Raw genomic sequence first — 18497 nt, forward strand, 5'->3', positions numbered from 1 at the left:
CTTAAATATGCTTTTTCTAAATCTGCACTAACTTTACTCTTATTTTGATTTTACCATAGAAATAAGAATCAGGAATATCAATTGTTATATTCTTGATTCTTAAAATAATAGTATTTTATCGTTGTAATACTGAAAATTTAACATTATCTATATATACACGATTTATTAAATCATCCTCTGCTAGTTTTAAAAAATTATCTACATCACTATATACTAAAATAAATTTAAAGGGTATACAATCCACCTATAAATCCCACTAGTAGTGATTACTATAATTAATATTATATATTTACCTCTCTTTATTTTACTGTTAAGAAACCTATTAAATAATCTATTATTTTTATATATTTCTTAACAGCAAAAAAGTTCCCTAGAGAAACTCTAAGGAACTTTATCTATATATTAAAAGCATTTCGCCATTTTTATTATTCTCTCACCTAAAAGTACTTTATCAAATACTTTATCGTAATCTAATTTTTCGTAGAATTTACTTACTTTTTCATCTTTTGCAAGTAATGATATACCTTCATACTTTTCTTTTTTAGCAACTTGCTCTGCATATTTCATTAGTTTTTTACCTATTCCAAGGCCTCTTGCTTTTTCGTCAGTAGCAATATTAGCTATATATAAATTTCCTCTTCTACATTCTCTAAATAACATATATTTAACTCTTGTAATTAAGTAATAAAACTTTTCACTAAAGCCATCCATTTTTTTAATTTGCTTAAAGTCAGTTTTTATACTTAATCTATCTAGTTCATCATAGGGTATTAATATCATTGCACCTAATACTTTGCTATCTGCTACTGCTACTGTTATATATTCAGTACTATATCTGGATCCTTTTGTTTTTATTAATGTTTTTAAATTATCTAAACTCTCCTGCTTAGATTCTCCCCCTCAAACATAATCAGGATGAACTTCTGTACAATAAATCAGATTAGCTATTGCATCAATATCTTGATTGGTTCCTTTTCTAATTATAATTTTATTCTTTTCCATATTTTTATTCCTCCCACACAGATTTTAAATTACTGTATAGTCTTATTATATATAAACACAGCTTATTTATCATTGATATTTGTACTGCATTAGTTGTACTAATATGCTTAAAGTACTTTTACTCTAAATCAATAAAACATATAAAAATACAACAAAAGCCATACTAAAAAATGAAATATAAATTTTATCTTAAGTATTAACATTAAATAAAATTTACATTTAATTTTTGTATGGCTTTTTAATTATTTATAGTTATGATGATTTAAATTCTTATAAATATAAGCTGTTTATTTATAAGAATTTTCATTTGATAACAATTCTGATTTAATTTCATTTGCTATTTTTTCATCTCTAATTTCCTTACGAAGTCCTTTTAGAGCTCTTTCTCTATTTTCATTTCTTTCTTCTAAAGTCTCAACTGTTTTAGTATCATCTGTTTTGTCAATCATTTCATTAGCTAAATCAATATTTTTTAAAACATTATCGATATTTTCTTGTATTCTTTCTACATTATTACTTCTATCATCAGGCTTATTTTTCATTGTAATACCTCCTATAAATTAAACTACATTAATATGATGTTCAATATATATTAGTTTATACTTTATTAAATATGAGGTTGTTATTCCAAAAAAGGAACTTATAAAGCTCCTTTTCTATTTTTTATATTTTATTTTTCAAATTAAATATCATATCACTTTTTATACATTATACTAATCACTTATTTTTTCTGAAAAAATCTTATTTTCTTTTAAAAATTCTTTAGCAAATTTAATACATAGCCCTATAATAATTCCTGTTATAGCTGGAATTATCCATGCCAATCCTTCATTATAAAGAGGTAAAAAAGTAATAGATTTTGTAATAAACCCTATTTTAATTCCAACTTGTCCCAATGCATCAATTATACTAACAATACCTGTAAATAAAATTGTTAAACTATAAATTAAATGATCTTCTTTAAATATAAAATCTAACATTGAAAGTACTATAAGCATTATAGCTATTGGATAAATTGCATTTAATACAGGTACTGATATACTAAGAATTTTTGTTAATCCCATATTAGCAAGTAGCATACTCGATACAGTTAATATTCTAACCCAATTTTTATATGATATTTTCTTAGTTAGAGTAGAAAAATATTGGCTACATGAAGTAATAAGTCCAACACTTGTTGTTAAACAAGCTAAAGTAAATATTAAAGCTAATAATACTGCACCTGGTTTTCCAAATATATAATTAGTTACATTTGTTAATGTTTGAGCTCCATTTTCAGTTAATCCAAATTTCCCCCCACTTGCTGCACCTAAATGTGCAAGTAAAGCATAAATAACTGATAATAAACCACCTGCAATTAATCCTGCTCTTATAGATAAAGAAACTATAGTTTTTTCATCATTAATACCTTTAGATTTTATTGCTAAAGCAATCACTATTCCAAAATTTAAAGCTGCTATTGTATCCATAGTTAAATAACCATCTAAAAATCCTTTAAAAAATGGTGATATTTCATAACCATTTGTTGCAGCTCCATATTCACCCAATGGCTTTATAAATGATCCCACTACTATAACTATAATTAAAAGTAATAAAGTTGGAGTTAATACCTTCCCCATACGATCTACTAATTTATTTGGTGATAGTGAAAGCCAATATGCAACTGTAAAAAATAAAAATGTATATATAAATAAAGATATCTTAATTGACATACTTTCTGGTAAATATGGCGCTACTGCCATTTCAAAAGGTAAACTACCTGCCCTTGGAATTCCAAGTCCTGGTCCAATTGATAAATATATTAACACAGTAAATATGCTTGCAAATACTGGATTTACTCTCTTTGCTAAATTAGTCAATCCTCCAGATTTTGCTACTGCTATCACTCCTAGTACCGGAAATCCCACTGCTGTTATAAAAAATGCACTCATAGCTATCCAAGTTTTTTCCCCAGCTGCCTGAGCCATAAATGGAGGAAAGATTAAATTTCCTGCCCCAAAAAATAAAGAAAAAAGCATAAGTCCTATAAATAATAAATCTCTTTTTGATAAATTTTTCATATTAATGTTCCCCCTAATTAACTGTCTCTATACTTTTAATTTAATAATCTCACCTTCGATATCCATAAAAATCCCCCTCTTTTTAGGAAATAAAAAAACCGTCCCTTGAAAAACAAGGGACGGAAATATCCGCGTTACCACCCTAATTCTATAAAATTAGTTTATAAATATAATAAACCTTTTATAGCACTTAGCTACGTATCTAACAATACGCCTATCTTTTAACGGTGAAAGACTCCGGCAATACCTACTAACCGTTCAGCACTGCTTCTCAGAGATGATTTTCAGCTAATTTTTGAACATTGGCTTTCAGCATATGCCAACTCTCTGTTGAACAAAATAATAACTTACTTTTTCTCTTCATAGAATTTTTATTTCCATATATTTGTTAATATAATATATCTAATTTTATTTTCTGTCAATACTTTATTAAATCTTTTTAACAAATTCTGACTTTAACTTCATAGCACCAAATCCGTCAATTTTACAGTCAATGTTATGGTCTCCATCAACTAAACGTATATTTTTTACTTTTGTACCTTGTTTTAATGCTGATGAGCTTCCTTTTACTTTTAAATCCTTTATTATAGTAACAGAGTCTCCATCATTTAAAATATTTCCATTTGCATCTTTTACAACTTTTTCATCTTCATGCTCATTATTTGCTGAGTCTAAAGTCCATTCATGTGCACATTCTGGACATATTAAAAGACTTCCATCTTCATAAGTATATTCTGAATTACATTTTGGGCAATTTGGTAAACTTAGCATTAATTCATTTCCTCCATTAGTTAAATATTTAAAGTTATACAATATATTAATTAAAATATTGTTCTTTACCAAAAAATATATAAGGAAATTCTTATATATTTTTATACTATCATACCAACACCATATTTACAATTATTATACTAATTTATTCTTATAAAATTAATTTTTATATACATATTTATTACTATTTTTCTTTATAACATAACTATATAAATATTAAGAATTATCAAATTCATACCATAATTATTATATATAAACCCTATCTCTTTACAAATGCTAAAATATGACTATCTATATCAGTTCAAGTTGTATGAAACCCTAGCTTTGAAATAACTGAATAATTATATTTAGCTTAAATGTCCTTTCCAATAAGCCCCAAATTACTATGAGTATATATCAGTATATATTTGAAAAAACTAACATTGAATTCTATAAACAAAAGGAGAATATACAAATGATGAAAGTTTTAAAAAAATCATTATTACTACTATTTCTATTAAATTTATTTTTCATTCCTTTAAAAGCTAAAGCCATAGAAACCACATGTTTCAGTGAAGATTCTCTAAACAAATCAAAATGTGATTTAAAAATGAATGAAAGAAAACTTTGGATTGATCATGTTCTATGGACTAGAAATTATATTATAGCTGATATAGATTCTCTTGAAGATAAGGAAGCAGTTTTAGAAAGACTTCTTAAAAATCAAGATGATATTGGAAACTCTATAAAGCCATATTATGGTGAAGAAGCAGGAAATAAACTCTCTTCTTTATTAAGAGAACATATAAAACTTGCTGGGCAAGTTCTTGATGCATTTAAAAGTGGGAACAAGAATGATTTTGAAAAATATAATAAATTATGGTATCAAAATGTAGACGAAATAGCCGACTTCTTAAGTTCTGCTAATCCTAAATATTCAAACAAGATTTTAAAGAATATGCTACATAAACATTTAGACTTAATTCTAGAAGCAGTCAATGCTAGATTAAATAAAGATTGTAAAGCAGATATTGATGCATATGATAGAGGAGAAGATCATATGATTAACTTTGCTGATGTTCTTACTGATGGTATAATTAAACAATTTCCAGAAAAGTTCAAATAATATCTGATATAATAATTATTTTAAAATTATTTCAAAGTAATTTAAATAAATTTGTTTTCCCTAAAAGAGTACCTCTAACCTTATATTAAAAGATTAGAGGTATAATTTTTAGATTAAATTCTTTTTATACTTTTTATTTAGTGTGACTCCAATTAATATTAGTGCCAATGAAATAATAATTATTAACTTAGAGCTATATAAATCTCCAGTTTGAACAAGCTCTCCTTTCGAGTTTTCTCCTAGTGAATTATTTTCATTTATAGATCCATTATTATTTTCATTATTGCCATTATTGTTTTCATTATTACTTCCACCATTTTCTGAACCATTTTCACCACTCTCATCTGATTCTTTAATAATGAAATTAATGGTTTTAGTAGATTTGTTTCCTGATTTATCAGTAGCTTCTACAGCAAACTCATATTTTCCTGCCTTTGCTATTTCCTCTCCATTATAAGGGCTTCCGTTTAATGTTGTTATTATTTCTGCTTCTTCATCAACAGATACTTCAATTTTAATTTTAGAGTCTATATAAACTCCATTATCTTCTACTCCATTTATGGTTATTTCTGGAGCCTTTTTGTCCAAGTTAAAATCATCTACTATAGTTCCATCAGGCTTTTTAGAAATAACTCTAATATCACCCTTATTAAACTCTAAAGTAGTATATATGGCTGTATTTTCATCATTATACACTTCAAAACTTCCATCATTAACAGCTTGATAATGTTTTGGTCCAGTAGTTCCACCAACTATATATATTGTTCCGCTCTTATCCTCTATTCCATTTTTTAATCTCTTTGTTCTGCCATAAGCATGATCATGTCCTGAAAATACTAAATCTATCCCTAATTCTTCAGCTACAGGTGGTAACATTTCTTTTATTAATTCATTTCCTCCGTCCGGATTAGTATAATATGGAGGTTGATGAGTTAATAATATTTTTAACTTCTTATCTGAATTGTTTATATCTTCTTTTAACCATTCTAATTCCTTTTTAAGTAATTCTTTATCAGATGTAAAGCTAATTACACTAAAATGAATATCGTTATAATCTACTGAATAAACTCCTCCAATATTTTCTTTAATTCCATTAGTAGGAGTATTAAATATTTTTTTTGCTTTGTCCGCACTCGGATCTCCCATATATTCATGATTTCCTAAAACATTTATCATGTCAATTGAGTTAGCTCTATTATACTTTCCAAAAAGTGAAGTTATAAAATTCCACTGATTAAACAATGATGAATCATCTATAAAATCTCCAAGGTGTATTATAGCATCAGAATCACTATGCTCATTTTCAATTATATTCAATATTTTATCTAACTCTGATAAACCCTGTTCTGATGGAGACTGTGTATCACCCAAAATAATAAATTTCATATTTTCTTTATCCTCTAGTGTTGTAAACTCCATAAATTCGGACCAATTCTCACCATCACCAACCCTACACATATAAGTTGTTCCTGGCTCTAATCCTGTTATCTTTATCTGGTTTGATCTTACTACTCCATTCAAATTTATATCACTATTACCACTAAAAGTAAGATTTGTATATTCTCCTTCCACTTCCTTTGTATTTATTTTATTTCGTAATAATCCTTTTGAATTATATTTAGATTTCATTATATATTGAACTACTACTTTATCTTTAGATGTTAATGGATTAGACATCCAAGATATTGATTTTTGTGTCTTAGCATCTTCCGTAGTTCCAAATAGTATGTTTGAAGGAATCTTATCTTTTAATGGTGCATAAGATTGAATCTTAATTTTTATTGAGGATAATCCTTCCTTTTCAGCATATATAAAAAACTTTTGTACTTTATTAGTCAATTTATCGCTAGAAAGTATACCTTTTGAATTAGTCTTGCCTAAATCAAATTTATTTCCATCTTCATTTTCCATAATTACATTTACATCTTTAACCGCATTACCAAGAACATCAGTAACCTTAATTACACCTGGCTTCCCTACTAATATTTCTTCTATAGATATGTTATATGCACTAACTACTGGTACTTTTCCTATTCTAGAAGATGAAGTTGCTATAAAGTTATCTTCTTTTTCAAGAGTATACTCCATCAATGAATTAATAATCTCAAAATTAACATCTGAGTCAAGTTTAGCTGTATTAGGTATTTTAACTTTTATATTAGCTAATATATTTTCTCCATTTGTTAAACTTTCATTTTCGCAATATATATCTAGCTCTCCTGAATCGCTATTGTAGTTCCATATACCATTTTTAGATAAATTAGAAAAATCTACACTTTCTACTAAAAATCCATTATCTATATTTATTTTTGTCTTTAAATTTTTTATCTCATTCCCTGAAATAGACTTTAAAGCTAAATCTAAATATCCTCCTAATACTGCTTCATTATTAATAGAATCAATAGTAATCTTTGATGAATTAGTATCTATATTAAAATACTCAGTTTTAGTAGTTTCATTTCCAAAATTATCTTGAGCAACTACTTCTACTCTATGAGTTCCATCAGCCCACTTATATCCTGATAAAGAAACAGTTCCATCTTTATCATAAGAAAAATGGCCTTCTTTTCCCGTATAATCAATTCCATCGACTAATATTCTTACTCTGTCCCAATTAATTCCTGTTTTATATTGATCATCTTCATAATCATATAACCTAGCCGTAATATTCACGTCATTTCTATTATAATCATTATCAGCTATATTAATAGATTCAATTACAGGTGCATATAAATCGTCTACTTTATTTCCATATACAGCTCTAATATTATCTACATAAATGCTTCCTTTAGTCATAGGACCCTCTCCTGGAAGCCCTGACTTTAATGACATTAGTCTTATTGCTTGAGTTGGATGTATAGAAAACGGTCCTATAAAAGTATCAGGTATTTCCGCCTCTATATACTTCCACCCCTCCCAATCAATTCCCGGATTTTGATTTGATAAATCAATGGTTTTACTTTTTCCATCTCCGGCTATTAAATTCATTCTAAGCCAGTATCCCTTTGCCTCTTTGGTAGCATAAATCCACATACCAATTGATTTTGGACTTCCTTGAATTGCTATATTTTCTCCTGGACCAGCATATACACCAAGAGTAGTCCCTACTTGTGCATTTGTGAAATCATAATTTATCTTTAAAGAATGAACATCAAATCTTGTATGTTCCTCCGGATATTTTGTAAGTTCTAAAGAACCACTTTCACCTCTATTAGCTGTAGAAAATCCCCATTTTTCTAATCCATTTTCAAAGTCTTCTATTATTATTGGTAATTGACCTACTGTTACATTTATACTTGCAGATATATTTGTTCCTTTTAAAGTAGCTTTAATTTCTCCAGAAGAATTTTTATCAGACGAGTATAAAATTCCATCCTTATCTACTGTTCCCATGCCTTCTGGTACTTCCCAAATTATATCTTCTTCATTGCATTTAACATTTCTTTTATTAAATAAAGTATTTAACCCTAAATCTTTACTTTGATTTTTATCTAAGCTTACCTCTTTACTATAGAAATAAATCTCATCTGGTTTTGCTATTTCAAAATTAGCCTCTCCTACAACATTTTCTTTATATCTTAATAATACTTTCGCTTGTCCTTCTTTACCTGTAGACGAAAATAGTCCAGTGCTACTGTCTATTTCACCAAAAGAATTATCAGAAATACTCCACTCTAAACTTTCTTTCGGTAAACTAGCAGAAGCTCCAGATACATCTATTCCTTTTGCGATAAACCGTATATCCGAATATGGTGTAAAGCTTCTTTCATTTGGTTCAATATATGCTGAATTAAATTCATGGGTTATAGGCTCCTTAGATATTATCATCCATGAATTAGCAACACTTCTTTCTGAGTTATCTGATGGTCTATTTTTAACCTCTAAATTATCTGTTCCAGGTATTCTAGATAAATGTGTAGTTGATCCACCTCCATCTAAATTAAGTGCCTGAATAGCACCCATAGAAATCATTAACTGTGCCAAATCATCCATTGATAATCCTGCTGAATATGGCTCCTGCCTTCCATCTACAGTTATAAAGAATACGTTTCCATTACTTTTTATACCAACTGCAGTTCTAGGTTCTTTATCAGCTCCAGTTTGAGGAGTTTCAAAAACTTGTCCATCTTTAACTAATATAGCATTTCCGCCTAAAGCTTCCTCCACATTATCTTTTACTTCATTGAATTTATTATAATCTCCAATTACTGCTGAACCATCTTTTAATATTCCAAAAAACTTCCTTGATTCTGGATGATTTTTAATTATTACTCCATCTTTTAATAAAACACCATTTGGCTCTCCTGTTGCCATATTATAAAAATCAGCATTTACACCAGCAACTACATTCTCTCCTTTTGCTAAAAGTGCTTCTGCTTGCTTTCTTACTGGTTGTAATCCATATGCACTTTCATCATTAGGAGTCGAAGCTTCTATACTTACATTTTTATTTTTAGTATCTATTTCTATTACGAAGCTTTCTATTCTTTTACCTGTATTATCTTCAAATGTATAACCTTTTTCAATAACACCTGGTGCTAAATTAAAATTATAGTTATTTATTGCTTTAGATATAATTGGTGATGAAATACCAAAGTCTCCCAAAGCCTTTACATTAAGTGGTGGAATAAAGTTAATTAAAATAGAAATAGCAATTAATAAACTAGCAATTCTCATTTTTACTTTTTTACTCATAAAACATCCCCCTATTAAAATATTTTATAAATATATTTTAACCCCTGAAATTAATATATCAGAGTTTAATTGCAGTATTTCACGTTATTACAAACCTTTATAGATTTCATTTCATCATTATAAATTTAAAATGAAATATCATTACATAAAGTCTATCACACCTAATCTTTAATGTAAATATTTTACACATTATATTTTTAATTTATTTTATTATTAAATTAAATAAATTACTTACTTTTAAAAGTATTGTTATTTTTCTATTTTAATATAAAAAATGAAGAGCATTATTTAATACTCTTCATTTCATAATCAACTCAAATTTATCTGGTGAAATAGGTTTGCTAAAATAGTATCCTTGTATTCTATCACAACCCATTTTATATAAAATATCAAACTGTTCTTTTATTTCCACACCTTCTGCAACAACAAGTATATTCATTTCATGTGCAAGCTTTATTATACATTCAACTATTACCCTATCATTTTCACTTATGTGTATGTTATCTATAAATGATTTATCTAATTTAAGCTTATCAATTGGAAGTAATCTTAAATAACTAAGAGATGAATATCCAGTTCCAAAATCATCTAATGCTATTTTAACCCCTAAGTCTTTTATGTCATTAAGTACCTTTAAATTTTCTTCTATGTTATTCATAACTATACTTTCTGTTATTTCAATTTCTAAATATTCTGCTGGTAATCCACTTTCATCTAATATATCTCTTACTGTATTTAAAAAATTACTTTGATACAGTTGGATAACTGAAACATTAACAGCTATAGTCATTGGAGTAATTCCTTTATCAATCCACTCCTTATTCTTTATACAAGCATTCTTCAAAACCCATTTCCCAATTGATATTATTAATTCACTTTGTTCTGCAAGTGGTATAAATTCTATTGGCGAAACATTTCCAAAAGAATTGCTTCTCCATCTCAATAAAGCTTCTGCACCTATAACTTTGGAGTCATTCATGTTTATTTGAGGTTGATATAGCAATTCAAATTCTGATTTACAAATAGCATTTCTAAGTCCATCTATTAATTGAGATTTCCTAACTATATCTTTAGCCATACTCTCACGATAAAACAAATACCTATTTTTCCCATTTTCTTTAGCTTTATACATAGCTATATCTGAATTTTTAAGAAGCTCTGATTTATTTCTAGCATCATTTGGAATAATACTTATACCAATACTTACACTTGTAAAAATATTTTTTTCTTTAACTTTAAATGGATTTTTAAATAATTCTAAAATTTTATTTGCCATCTCTTCTGCTTCTGCTTTTCCATTAACATCAAGCATTAATATTAGAAACTCATCTCCATCTAATTTACATATAAATTCATCATTATCTAGAAGTTTTATAAATTCTTTTGCTATGCATTTTAAAAATTCATCTCCATAATCATGCCCTAGCGTATCATTTATATTTTTAAAATTATCAATATCGATTAAAAATGCTACACCAATATATTCATTTTTTAAACCTCTTAATAATTCATCATCAATTTTATCTAAAAACATATGCTTATTAGGTAAACCTGTTAGCTGATCATAAAAAGCTAAAGTTTCAATTTTTTCCTCTGCCTTTTTTCTCTCAGTAATATCTGAAATTGATCCAGAAATCTTTACAGGATTATTTTCACTATCAATTAGTGCTTTACCTCTTATAAATACCCATTTAATATTATTAAATCTGTCAACTACTCTACATTCAACATAAAAATAAGAAGATTTTCTATTTAAATGTTCCTCAAACAATGATAATACTTTTCCCAAATCTTCCTTTAATATTATTTTTTTAAATGTATCTATTAAATTTTCTGAATTATAAATTGTATATCCAAGTAATCCTTCAAATTTATTTGATAAATAATGTTCTTTATTTCTAAAATCATATTCCCAAATTATATCATTTGCTCCATCAACAGCAAGTTTATATCTTTCCTCACTAGCTTGCACTTCATTATATTGCATTTCTAAAGACTCTTCTGTAGCCGCAAGCTCTTCATAAACAACATTTAGTTCATCATAATTTCTATTTAATTCTTTTTCAGTTATAATTCTTTTCCTTATATTAACAATTAATATTACTATAAGAATTATTAATGACAAAATTATTATAGAAACTATATATATTTGAATTTTATATGTATTATAAAATGAAAAAGGCTTATTTATAATATTATAGTTACTTGGAATCTTCTCTATAGATATATTATATTTTCTTAATTCATTATAATTAAATACAAATTTACCAGGTGATTCTCTTTGAATAGGTACATTTTGTACATTTTCCCCATTTAAAATATTTAAGGCCATCTCTGCTGCAATTTTTCCTTGACTATATCCATCTATTACTTTTCCGCCAACAATATTATTTGATAATAAAAAATCCCAACATACATAAATGGGTATATTCAATTCTTTTAGAGAGACGTTAATTTCATCATAAGGAACATAGTTACCATTTTCTGATTTTAGTTGTCCTACTATTAAAATCGCTATTTCTTTATTTAAAGTATTTCTTTTATCTAAAATTTTCGAAACATCAACATCTCTATAAAAATTAAAATTAATATCATAGCTATATTTAGATATTGATTTTCTAACTAATTCTTCATTAAATTTTCCAGAAGGCATAGAATCTGATATAATAATGATATCTTTTACATTTTCTTGAAAAAATAATATACTATCTATTGTTGACTCTACATCTATAGCTTCTACTACTCCTGTATAATTTGACTTTCCTTGAAGCATTTCATCATTAAAATTATTTATTCCACAAAACACAACTGGAATATCTCCAAAAATATCCTCTCCATAGTTAATCATAAAATTTAATGCATCATTATCTGAACATATAATTATATCAAATTTAGTATTCTTATATTTCTCAGTATAAAGTTTATTTAATATACCTATATATGCCTCACCGCTATTATTTTTTAAGTCCATATATTCATAATATACTAATAAATTATCATTTACTTCTATAGTTTTTTCTATACCTTCTTGAATATCTCTAGTCCATTGTAATTCTTCACTATATGAATTCAAAATTAATATCTTTTTACCTGATTCAGCCTTTATAGGGACTTGAAAATTTAAGATAATAAATAAAAATATTATGAATGAAAACATCACTTTTTTCAATTTTCCACCCATTGCATCCCCCTAACCATAAAATAAATTATTCATTCTGTATTTATTTGTATTCTTTTTATTACGATTCCTTTTAGTTACACTATAATTTAACATAGGGTTTCATAAAACAATTATACTCAATGATATTGCTTTTTTCTACAGTAAAAAACAAAAAGTACTATTAATTATTTAAATTTTACTAATATATATAAATTTATGACTAATTTATATTCTTCTGGATAAAATACTATTATTAATTTTTACTTTTATGGAGGATATATGAGAATACCAGAACATATTGGAATAATTCCTGATGGAAATAGACGTTGGGCACTTTCAAATAATTTAAGTAAAGATAAAGGATATTCACATGGAATTAATCCAGGACTTGAAGTATTTAAACTTTGTCAGAAGGAAAATATTAAAGAAGTAACATTTTATGGCTTTACCATAGATAATACTAAACGTCCTTCTGAACAAAAAAAAGCATTTATAAGAGCTTGCATTGATTCTGTTATGCTTTTAACCAAAGAAGATTGTGAAATATTAGTAATTGGAAATACTGAATCTGATGTCTTTCCACAGGAATTACCTCCTTTTATAACAAGACAAAAATTTGGAAATGGAGGTATCAAAGTAAATTTTTTAATTCATTATGGATGGGAATGGGATTTAAATTTATTAAAAGAATCAGACTCATCTAAAAAACATATTTTACCTTGTATTCATTCAGAAGATATTTCTAGAATTGATCTTATAATAAGATGGGGAGGAAGAAGACGCCTTAGCGGATTTTTGCCAGTACAATCTGTTTATTCAGATTTTTACGTAATAGATACATATTGGCCTGATTTTAATTCTCAAGACTTCTATAGTGCCTTAAATTGGTATAATGATCAAGATATTACTCTTGGTGGTTAAAGTTAAACTAGTAAATAATAATTAATTCATATTTAAGAGAGTGTAAAATTCATAAACAGATATTATAAATGTTTAATGCTATTTTACACTCTTAACTGTACTCCTTAATAATATCTTGCACTAACTTCTCTTGTGAAACCATAATCAATAATGACTGGTTCCCCATTAACTATTCCCCAGCTACTAGTCCTGCATAGATCATTTGCTAATAAATTATATCTATATACAATATTCTGAAATTCCCTTAAACTAAAGAGTTCGTCAATACTTCTAACATTAAAATAGTAAAGAATATCAGTAATACTGTTTATTTTATCTGCTTTTTGCATTACTAGATAATTAAAATTTGAAGAGACCTGCATAACCTTTGCAAACAAATCCGAGGAATCCATTGACGAAATTTGATATTCCACCCTATTTTGCGCTATTCCTGCTAAATTTTTTGCTACTTTCATCACATATCCATTTCCCAAGTCAAATACATTTCTTGATGAACCTGAACCAATGTATTTACAAAACATTCTTCTCTCGTTAAACATAATTTACCACTCATTTCAATTATTCATTTGATAAAAATCTAAATAGAAATATTAAGGAATATTCTTCGTATTATTCTATTCAGTTTGCAGTAAACTAGTTCACATTTTAAATTTCCTTCTTCCTTTTTAAACTTAAGTTAATAAAAAAAGGATATCTAAAGCTATTTACTTTAGATATCCTTAATTTATATCGAATTTTATTTAATAAGTCTTTTTCCAAATTGATGTACTAAACATAATTAGCATCGGATATATTTCTAATCTACCAGCAAGCATACAAAAAGATAGTATTATTTTACTTAATGGTGAAAATGCTGAAAAGTTACCTATTGGTCCAACCATTTCAAAACCAGGACCTACATTACTTATAGCAGTTAGTACAGATGTTGATGTTGTAATTAAATCAAATCCATCAAATGAAATAATAAACATAGCAATTAATGCAATTACAATATATGCTCCTATAAATAAAAATACTCCAGATATAGTTTCTTCATCTACTACTTTTCCATCTATCTTAACACTTTGTATTCTTTTAGGATGTAATATTTTATCTATACCACGTCTTATAGCTTTTAGCATTATTACTATTCTTATTGTTTTTACTCCACCACCAGTAGAACCTGCCATTGCTCCAGCTATCATAAGCATCATAATTATCATTTTACTAAGCGTTGGCCACAAATTAAAATCTACAGTTGCATATCCTGTCGTTGTAATTATTGATGCAACTTGAAATGATGACTGTCTTATTGATTCATTTAAATTTCCATTATTAAAATCCAAAATATTTACTGTTATAAATATTATAGATATAAAAATCATTAATAAATAATATTTTAGTTCTTCACTTTTAAAGAAGTTTTTAATATTTCCTCTTATTACTTGAAAATATAATGCAAAATTAATTCCAAATAATATCATAAATATTGTTATTATCCATTCAACAGAAGGACTAGCAAAAGCAGCAACACTTGTATTCATATTAGAAAAACCACCTGTTCCTGCAGTTCCTAATGCATGTATTATAGCATCATATGCTGAAAGTCCTGATGCCATTAATAAAATCGTCTGTATTATAGTTAAAATAAAATATATTATGTATAAAATTTTAGCAGTTTCACTTATTTTAGGAACTATTTTACCTGGATTTGGCCCAGGACTTTCTGCTCTTAATAAATATATTGTATTAGAACCTAATGATGGTGCTAATGCTAATATAAAAATTAAGAATCCCATTCCACCTATCCAATGAGTAAAGCTTCTCCAAAATAATATTCCTTTTGGTAATGATTCAATTTCTGTTAAAATTGTAGCACCTGTTGTTGTAAAGCCTGAGACTGTTTCAAAAAATGCATCTATAAAAGATGGCATTGCTCCGCTTATAACAAATGGTAAGGCTCCAAAGGCTGCTATTACAATCCATGTTAAACCTACAGTCAAAAATCCTTCTTTAGCATATATGCCTTTTTCTTTAACTTCTATTCTTCTTAACAATAAAGCTATTGGCATCATCAAAATAATGGTTATTAAAAATGAAAAACTATCTCCATCTCCATATGCTAGTGCTATTCCCAAAGGAATTAGTAAAAGAATTGACTCGAATAACAATACATTTCCTAAAACCTTTAGAACCATTTTATAGTTCATAGTATCTGCCACCTCCAGAGAAGATGTCATCAATACTTAAAAGTTTCATATTCTTAGTTATAATAATTACTCTATCATTTGCTTTTAGATAATCATCTCCTGTTGGAATGATTATCTTATTATTTCTAACAATTGTAGCTACTAAAATATCCTGATTAAACTCTACATTTTTAAATTTTATATTTATATTCGTTGTATCATTGCCAACTACAAACTCTACTGCTTCTGCTTTATCATTACAAATCCTATATATATTTTCTATAGAGCATTTTTTCTTACTTCTTAAAGTTCTTACATATCTCAATATCTTATATGCAGTAACTAACTTTGGATTTACTATAGAATTTATTCCTACAGTTTTTCCTATTTCTCTATAATTATCTCTTGTTATTTTAGTTATTACGTTATCTACAGACTTACTACTAGCTAAAAGAGAACCTATTATATTATCTTCATCTCTTCCTGTCAATGTAATAAAACTATCAACTTCAAGTAAACTTTCAGATAATAATAACTCTTCATCCATACCATCTCCGTTAATTATTATAGAGTTTGGTAAAAGATTATTAAGCTCTTCACAAATATTCAGATCCTTTTCTATTATCTTACAATTAACTCCAACTTCACCAATAATTTTAGCAAGGTAATATCCTATTTTACCCCCACCTATAACCATGGCTCTCTTTACCTTTTTCTTATATTTACCTAATTTATTGAATAAATTTTGAATGTCTTTATGTTCACCTATAACATATACTCTGTCATCTTTATGAAAAATATAGTCTCCTTTAGGCATTATAAATTCATCATTTCTCTCAATACCGCAAAAAAGTACATTTCCTCTAATAAAGGTAATATCACTTATTTTTTTACCTTCAAGAGCTGTATCATCAGATACCTTAAATCCAACTAAATTTACTTTACCATCGGAAAAATTATCTATACTACATACTGATGGATATTTAATTAACTTAGCTATTTCTATTGCCGCAGCTTTTTCTGGATTTATTACTAAATCTATTCCTACAGCTTCAGTTAGTAAAGTTATATCTTCATCATAATCTGGGGTTCTAACTCTGGCTACAGTATGCTTAACTCCTAACTTCTTAGATGCTAAAGAGCAAAGCATATTTAATTCGTCACTATCAGTTACTGAAATTAATAAATCAGCACCTCTTATTCCTGCTTCATCAAGAACCTTTAAACTAGTACAATTTCCTTTAACACACATTACATCTAAATTGTTATTAATATGTTCTAAAGCCGCATCTTTATTATCTATAATAGTTATATTGTCTCCATCTGTAGATAGATATTTGGCTAAGGTATATCCTACTTTACCTGCACCGACTATAATAATGTTCATTTTCCTTCTCCTTGCTACTAATGTTACTCATATATGTAATACTTCATATTATACATTACAAATAATATTAATCATAGTCATTAAATTTATAAAAATATTAATAATATAAGTTCTTATTTGTTATTAAAGTTAAGACTTTTTAATTAATATATACTTTTTAATTAATATATATTTTAAATTTCTATTTTTCAAAAAATTTTATAACTTTTGTAGTTACTAAAAAGAGATTTAAAGTAACTACTTTAAATACATGATACTTCTACTAAATCTTCAGTGAACTAAAAAAATCCACCTACAATAAAAATATTATAGGTGGATTCTTTTTAATGAGATAAAATATTTAATGTTACTTAGATTCTTTATCTTTGATATTTATATCAAAGATATCCAAATTATTAATATCATCAATTTGCCTTATTTCATCTAATACCCATCTTTTTTCATTTTTTATAAATTTCCAATACTCTTCAAAATGAGTAATTCTATACTTATTGCCTTCTATTATTTCATTTGTTTCCTCTTTTATTGTATAATCAATTGATTTTGCCTTTATATGAACCCATAAGGAATCTTCATTAGTTCCATCCTTATCCTGTAATGCAATAGGAATAGCACTTACTAGTTTTATTTTTTCTAGTATATTTTTTTCTTTTCTTACTTTCATCCATTCTGTTTTTGATCTGTGCCTTATGTATAATTTTTCACTCATATATTCTTTAGCTAAATCTTGATTTCTTTCCATCCAAGCAACTTGAACTTTATAAAATGCTTCTTCAATATCATTCTTTATATTATCATAATCCCAATTGTAATCCATCTTAGATAAATTTTTTATAGCAGAAATACTTTTTGCTTTCTTTTTGCTAAGTCTTAACTTTAAAACAATTGTTCCTGCTGATCCAATAATAGCAAACATGCTAAGATTAATTATTGAAGCTATTGGATTACTTCTTCCTCTATAACTTCCACCGGCTGAACCCCCGTGAGATGAACTGCTACTTCCGCCGCCACCTCCACCACCTCCGCCGCCTCCGCCGCCTCCACCGCCGGCTCTAGCATAAGCAACTAGTGGTCCATTGACAACTAAAATTACCAGTATTATTACTAAAACTCTTTTTATAAAATCACTAATCTTAAATTTATTCATTACTCTCTTCCCTTTAAAAGTCTAATCTTTATTGTTTACTTACATAATTTTTTTAATGCTAATCATACTTAACCACTATTA

General features: G+C 27.0%; 12 protein-coding genes and 1 other annotated feature. Of the genes, 2 read left to right on the forward strand and 10 right to left on the reverse strand.

Annotated features, from left to right (window positions below):
- Window positions 1-402: 402 nt before the first annotated feature.
- From CSBG_RS12320 to CSBG_RS12335, 4 genes are all read right to left on the reverse strand, one after another.
- Window positions 403-855, reverse strand: a complete 453-nt coding sequence (locus CSBG_RS12320; protein WP_035285363.1) for a GNAT family N-acetyltransferase — start codon at window positions 853-855, stop codon at window positions 403-405.
- A gap of 434 nt (window positions 856-1289) precedes the next feature.
- Complete coding sequence (locus CSBG_RS12325) at window positions 1290-1544, reverse strand: small acid-soluble spore protein Tlp (RefSeq protein WP_008679954.1); 255 nt, start codon at window positions 1542-1544, stop codon at window positions 1290-1292.
- 171 nt (window positions 1545-1715) lie between these two features.
- A complete protein-coding gene (brnQ, locus tag CSBG_RS12330) occupies window positions 1716-3062 on the reverse strand; it encodes a branched-chain amino acid transport system II carrier protein (RefSeq protein WP_008679955.1) in 1347 nt (448 codons plus the stop codon).
- Between the two features lie 112 nt (window positions 3063-3174).
- Window positions 3175-3435, reverse strand: a binding site (T-box leader).
- A gap of 56 nt (window positions 3436-3491) precedes the next feature.
- Window positions 3492-3833 carry a zinc ribbon domain-containing protein YjdM gene (locus CSBG_RS12335; RefSeq protein ID WP_008679957.1) on the reverse strand — a complete coding sequence of 114 codons (342 nt, stop codon included), beginning with the start codon at window positions 3831-3833 and terminating at the stop codon, window positions 3492-3494.
- 454 nt (window positions 3834-4287) lie between these two features.
- Between CSBG_RS12335 and CSBG_RS12340 the strand changes: the two genes are divergently transcribed.
- The gene (locus CSBG_RS12340) at window positions 4288-4938 is read left to right on the forward strand and encodes a hypothetical protein (RefSeq protein WP_008679961.1); all 651 of its coding nucleotides are present in this window, start codon (window positions 4288-4290) and stop codon (window positions 4936-4938) included.
- 108 nt (window positions 4939-5046) lie between these two features.
- Here CSBG_RS12340 and CSBG_RS17780 read toward each other — a convergent pair whose 3' ends face one another.
- Complete coding sequence (locus CSBG_RS17780; protein ID WP_008679963.1) at window positions 5047-9633, reverse strand: phosphodiester glycosidase family protein; 4587 nt, start codon at window positions 9631-9633, stop codon at window positions 5047-5049.
- A 298-nt stretch (window positions 9634-9931) separates the two neighbouring features.
- Entirely contained in the window at window positions 9932-12814 is a 2883-nt protein-coding gene (locus tag CSBG_RS12350) for an ABC transporter substrate binding protein (RefSeq protein WP_008679966.1), read from the reverse strand.
- A gap of 258 nt (window positions 12815-13072) precedes the next feature.
- On the opposite strand from CSBG_RS12350, the gene CSBG_RS12355 reads away from it, so the two are divergent.
- On the forward strand, window positions 13073-13714 hold the full coding sequence (locus tag CSBG_RS12355) for an undecaprenyl diphosphate synthase family protein (protein WP_008679968.1): 642 nt from the start codon (window positions 13073-13075) through the stop codon (window positions 13712-13714).
- A 104-nt stretch (window positions 13715-13818) separates the two neighbouring features.
- On the opposite strand, the gene CSBG_RS12360 is transcribed toward CSBG_RS12355, so the two are convergent.
- From CSBG_RS12360 to CSBG_RS12375, 4 genes are all read right to left on the reverse strand, one after another.
- Window positions 13819-14253 carry a hypothetical protein gene (locus tag CSBG_RS12360; RefSeq protein WP_008679970.1) on the reverse strand — a complete coding sequence of 145 codons (435 nt, stop codon included), beginning with the start codon at window positions 14251-14253 and terminating at the stop codon, window positions 13819-13821.
- Between the two features lie 201 nt (window positions 14254-14454).
- Entirely contained in the window at window positions 14455-15903 is a 1449-nt protein-coding gene (locus tag CSBG_RS12365; protein ID WP_008679972.1) for a TrkH family potassium uptake protein, read from the reverse strand.
- Window positions 15893-17269 (reverse strand): Trk system potassium transporter TrkA, encoded by a 1377-nt coding sequence (gene trkA, locus CSBG_RS12370; protein WP_008679973.1) that lies wholly within the window; start codon window positions 17267-17269, stop codon window positions 15893-15895. The genes CSBG_RS12365 and trkA overlap by 11 nt, the downstream gene beginning before the upstream one ends.
- Window positions 17270-17615: 346 nt before the next feature.
- Window positions 17616-18416, reverse strand: a complete 801-nt coding sequence (locus CSBG_RS12375) for a Tim44-like domain-containing protein (RefSeq protein WP_008679975.1) — start codon at window positions 18414-18416, stop codon at window positions 17616-17618.
- Window positions 18417-18497: the final 81 nt, after the last annotated feature.

Source organism: Clostridium sp. 7_2_43FAA (assembly GCF_000158375.2).
Classification (GTDB): domain Bacteria; phylum Bacillota; class Clostridia; order Clostridiales; family Clostridiaceae; genus Clostridium; species Clostridium tertium.